4 protein-coding genes are annotated in these 5,433 nt (G+C 64.7%); all 4 read left to right on the forward strand.

The window, feature by feature from the left end; all coding sequences use genetic code 11:
• Positions 1–706: DUF5689 domain-containing protein (locus KH208_RS15110; RefSeq protein ID WP_291437674.1), on the forward strand; the 706-nt coding region annotated here is incomplete at its 5' end.
• Complete coding sequence (locus KH208_RS15115) at positions 684–1,718, forward strand: serine protease (RefSeq protein WP_291437676.1); 1,035 nt, start codon at positions 684–686, stop codon at positions 1,716–1,718. The genes KH208_RS15110 and KH208_RS15115, both read left to right, overlap by 23 nt.
• Positions 1,715–2,986, forward strand: a complete 1,272-nt coding sequence (locus KH208_RS15120; protein WP_291437678.1) for an SrfA family protein — start codon at positions 1,715–1,717, stop codon at positions 2,984–2,986. Before KH208_RS15115 ends, KH208_RS15120 begins: the two co-directional genes overlap by 4 nt.
• Before the next feature lie 2 nt (positions 2,987–2,988).
• A partial coding sequence (locus KH208_RS15125) for a virulence factor SrfB (protein WP_291437679.1) occupies positions 2,989–5,433 on the forward strand: 2,445 nt, incomplete at its 3' end.

A 5,433-nucleotide genomic window follows, 5' to 3' on the forward strand; every position in this document is an offset into this window, starting at 1 on the left:
GTTCGGGGAACGGAGCGGCGGCGAGGAGCCGGAACCGGCGACGGCGACCATCGCCCAATTGCGCCAACTGTACGCCGGGACGACGTTCGTGATTGCGACCGACGTGGTGGTGTCGGGCCGGGTGAACACCAGCGATGCGGAGGAAAACTTCTACCGCACGTTCTGCGTCGAGGAAGATGGAGCGGGACTTGAGGTAATGGCGGGTATTGACCATCTGCACAACGACTTTCCGCCGGGAAGCCGCGTCACGCTGCGGCTGAAGGGGCTGGCGCTGGGCGAAAGCCGCGGCATATTGCAGGTCGGGCGGAAACCCGCAGCGGGAAGCGGCTTCGCAACGGATTACCTCGGCTCGAAAGCCGCGCTGGACGCCGCCGCAAGTCGCACCGGCGAAGCCCCGCAGCCGGTCGCACCCGCCCTGCTGACGATTGCGGAACTCACGCCGAAGCGGTGCGGGACATTGGTGCGGATCGACGGCCTGAGTTACACGCCCGAAGACCTTACGCCCGGTACATGGGCGGGGTACAAACGCTTCACCGACGCCGGAGGAGCCGAAATATACACCTATGTCCGCAATTACGCCGGGTTCGCCGGCGAAGAGGTCCCCGCCGGAAAGAGCTGTTCGCTCACGGGCATTCTGCAATACGACGACGCCGGCAAAGGCCGTTACCTGCTCAAACTCCGCAATGAAAACGACTGCATGTATTAAACTGCTGGCGCTCCTGCTGCTGGCGGCCTGGCTGTTCCGGAAGGAATGGCAAGCCGCGGAAGCCCGTCGTGCGGCCCTGGAAAAACAAACAGAGGAAGCCCGGCACAACAACGAGGCGCGCGAGGCTTTTTTGCGGCAACTGCGCTTGCTGCTTGAAAAAGACCCCTGCGATATCCAGCGCGAGCTGAACAAGCTCAGTCCGCCGCCGGGTGTGGTCTGGCCGCCGCTCTCCGCCTCATCCCCTTCTCCGGCCGACAGGCCTGAAGCTCCTGTGGCAACGCCCGCGTCATCCCCGGCTGTCCAACCGCAGGCCTCGACGCCCGCCCCGCCGGCCAGCGTGGCCGAACTTCTGGAGCAGGGCACGGTACTGGTGCTGGCCCAGAGAAAGGAAGGGCTCTCCATGGGTTCCGGCTTTTTTGTGGCTCCCGGCTACATTGTAACCAATGCCCATGTGGTGGGCGACGCCGCTCAGGCCATTGTCACCAACAAAGCCACCAGGGGCCTGCTGACCGCCAAGGTTCTGCGCGCCACCCAGTCCGGCGGGCGCGATTTCGCCGTGCTCCAGGTGCAGGGCGCGCCCCCAATCACGCCGCTCAAGCTGGCCGCCGACATCAAACGCACCGAACGGGTCAGCGCCTGGGGCTTCCCCGGCGCGGTCACCGTGGATGATCCCAAGTTCGCGGCCCTCTTGCAGGGCAATGCCGCCGCCGCGCCGGAAGTCGTTTATACCGACGGCTCGGTGAGCGTGATCCTGCAACGCAATCCGCCGCTCATCGTGCATACGGCCACGGTTTCCCAAGGCAACAGCGGCGGCCCGCTGGTCAACGACAAAGGCGAGGTGGCGGGCATCAATACCTTCATCAAACTGGACGACGAATCCTACCGCCAGTCCAGCCTGGCTATCGTCAGCGCCAGCCTGGCCGACTACCTGCGTTCCGTGGGGATTCCATTCAGTCTGGCGGCCCCGCCCGCCGCTCCGGCCGCTAAAGCCGCCGGGGGAGGCAAACCATGAGCGTCCGGATTGCCGTCAGCCTGCGCGGTCAGATGCGGGCCCTTGCCAGCCAGGGTATTTTCGCCACGGATTGCTATGCCCAGATGCGGGCCATCCTGCTTCAGAAACTGGGGCCGGAGCACGCGGCCCTGCTGGCCGAACCCCAGCACGACGCGGAAGGCCGCAATGTGGACTGGTATGCCGCAGGCCAGGGAGAGGCACGGCCCGTCAAAGAACTGCCTGAAGCCGAGGCCCAGGCCCTGCGCGCCAAAGCCGGCGGCCTCGCCAAGGATATCCTGAACCTTTCCCGGTCCCTGACCGCCGAGGCCCAGGCCCGGCAGGCTCTTTCAGGCCAACTGCTGCAACTGGCCCTGCAGCACCCGACAGAAGATGATCTCTGGTCCGTGGGCGGCAAACCGGTCCTGATCAACTGGGGTTTCGCGCCCGGAGCCGTGGGCGCCCAACCCCAGGATCTTTCCCGCCTGGGGGCCGTACCGCCCCCCGCGCCTCCGCCGCCCCCGAGCCGAAGCGGCTGCCTGCCCTGGCTGTTGCCCCTGCTCTTTCTCCTGCTCCTGCTCTGGTTGCTGCTGGCGGCTCTGGGCATTCTGCCCTCGCCTCTTCCGGCCTCCTGCTTCAGAACGGACACGGCGGCTCTGGAAACCGAAAAAAAACGCGCCGTGCAACTGGACGACGAACTGGCCCGGCTCTGGCAGCAATTGCAGGAACGCGCGGCCCTCTGCAAGCCCGTGATCCCGCCGGTGGCGGCGAAGGAACCGGAAGTGGTGGAACCTTTCCTGGGTGAAACCCCGCCGGAGCCGGAAAAGCCCAAGGTTGAAAAACCCAAACAGGAAAAACCAAAAAGGCAGGAACCCAAGCCCGAACCTCCGGCCCCCAGGCCCGCTCCCAAAAAGAACGAAGACCTGAACATCCCCAGCGATGCGGCCAAAAAGAACGATCTCACTTTCCTGGAGGGTTGCTGGACCAGTGAGACGGGCCTGTATTCGCATCCATCCAACGAGCCGATCATTGCCGAATACTGCTTCGACAAAAACGGCAAGGGCCGCCGTTTCGTGCGCGAACGCAACGGCCAGGTCTGCAGCGGTTCGGCCAGCGCGCGCTTCCAGGGCAACCGCCTGCTCTTTGATTCCGATCCGGCCCGTTGCCCGCGCGGCGGCACCTATGTGCCCCAGAAAGTGGAGTGCACGGGCAGTGAAAGCAGCACCCAGTGCAAAGGCAATGAACTGGGCGGGGCCCGCCACAAGTGGGACGCCCGTTTCAGAAGGAAATAAGCATGGACGCCATTCCCCGTTACCTCTCGCCCGTCAGCATCATCCCCGGCGGCTGCCCGCAGTTTCTGGATTTCGCCCTCCCGGAGGAAGCCATCCACCGCCTGCGCCGCTATTTCCGCGAGGAAAAAAAACAGGAAGACGACGCCGGGGGCCGCTACACCCACTACCTGCGTTGCCTGGCGGAAACGGAAAACGGCTTTGTGGACCAGTTGACCGGCCAGCCCTGCGACTACGACTACGACATGGACGCCCGCCGTGCCCTGGACGTCTGGGAAGGACACTGGCTGCCCATTCCCTTTCTGCGCACCCTGGACCAGCTCTGGCCCGACGGCGGCAGACGCTTTGAATGCGGCCCCTCCAACTGGGCGCGGGCCAGAATCATGCGCTCGGAGCAGCATCCCGGCCGGTTGCGCGTCGTACTGGCTTTTGACACCAATGTGGAGCCGCGTCCCGCCGAGGGCGAGGAATATTACGCCCTTTCACCGCAGGACGTGGCGGCCCACGGACATTTCATGCTGGCCTGTCAGGTGCGCGACAATTCCTGGTTCCTCAACGCAGCCTGGGTGGATGAATGGCTTTCCGGCATTTACAGCGCCTGGCGGCAGGGCAAACACCACGGGCGCGGCTCCTGGCAGGAAGAAACGCCCTATGTTCTTGAACACTTGGCCAGCTATCTGACCTGGCTGGAAGTGGTGCGCCTGGCCCTCGACGATCTGGCCGCCCAGGTCATCAATCCGGACCGCGACACACCGGTGGATGTGGATCTGATTCTGGACATCGGCAATTCCCGCACCACGGGCATACTGGTGGAAACCCTGCCCCAGCGCGTCACCAATCTCAATGACAGCTATCTGCTGGAATTGCGCGATCTCAGCCAGCCGGACAGGATCTACGCCGAGCCCTTTGAAACCCGCGTGGAATTTGTGGACGCGGCTTTCGGCAACGACGCCCTTTCCCGGCGCTCGGGCCGCCAGAGCCCGGCTTTTGCCTGGCCTTCGGCCGTGCGTATCGGGCCGGAAGCCGCACGCCTGGCAACTCAGGCCGTCTGCGCCGAAGGCACCACCGGCATGTCCAGCCCCAAGCGCTATCTCTGGGACGAACGCCCTTGGCAGCAGAGCTGGCGCTACAACACCGGCGGCAAGGCCGAGCCCATGGTCAGCCGCGGGCTGTTCGCCCGCCAGCTCAACCCTCAGGGCACGCCCCTGGCCTGCTTTGGCGATCCGCTGTTCAAGAAGAGCCCTGCCCTGCAAAAACAGCAGGCCGAGCCCATTTTTGAATCCCTGTTTACCCGTTCGTCCCTGATGCTCTTCATGATGGGCGAAATCCTCACCCAGGCCCTGGTCACCATCAATTCCCCGGCCACCCGGGCCCGGCGGGAACTGCCCAATCTGCCCAGACGGCTGCGGCGGCTGATCTTCACCGTGCCCACGGCCATGCCCGTGGCGGAAAAACGCATCTTCCGCCGTTGGGTGCTCTGGGCCGTGCGGGTGATCTGGGACGCCCTGGGCTGGGGCCAATGGTTCCTGCCCCAGCAACAGAACAAGGGGCAGAGCGGCGATTACCGCCTGAGCCCGCAGGTACGTTGCGACTGGGACGAAGCCAGTTGTTCGCAACTGGTCCTGCTCTACAATGAGCTGGCCGTCAAACAGCACGGCGACGCCCATCATCTTTTCCGCCTGATGGGCAAACCGCGCGCCGCCTACGGCAATCATCCCTGCGTGCGCATTGCCTCCATCGACATCGGCGGCGGCACAACGGATTTGTCCATTACCACCTATGAGCTGGCCAGCGGCGAGGGCGACACGGCCCGTATCGTGCCGCATACGGAATTCCGCGACGGTTTCAACATCGCCGGCGATGAAGTTTTACGTGAAGTTGTGGCAAATCACGTCATCCCGGCCATCGGCGAAGCTCTGGTCAAGCAGGGTTTGGCGGAACCGCGCGGCCTGCTGGGCCAGTTGTTCGGACGTGACGCCATCGGCATGTCCCAGGAGGAACGCAATACCCGCGTGCGCCTGGTGCGCCAGATCGCCGTGCCCGTGGCTCTGGGCCTGCTGGCCGCCTGCGAGGATCCGGACATGCGGGACGACAGTTACAGCTGTGTTCTGGGCGACTTCTTCGAGCCGGACCCTGTGGCCCAGGCTGCGACGGGCGAACAGACAGCGGCCCCGACCAACGGCGTTCCGGCTCTGGACGACGAAGAAAGCATTGGCCGCTTCACTCCGGCCGTGCGCGCTCCCCGGCCTCAGGCCGCCATTTTGCGCGCCGTGGATCATCTGGTGCGTCGCGCGGCCCCCTTCATCCAAAACTTTAACATTCTCGACGTGCCCATCCAGGTCCGTCCGCGCGCGGTGGACGCCACTATCCGCGCCACCCTGGGCCCCACCCTGTCCGCGCTCTGCGAACTGGTCCACCTGTACGACAGCGATGTGCTCCTGCTCACAGGA

The sequence above is a fragment of the Desulfovibrio sp. genome (assembly GCF_018379785.1).
Taxonomy (GTDB): Bacteria; Desulfobacterota; Desulfovibrionia; order Desulfovibrionales; family Desulfovibrionaceae; genus Desulfovibrio.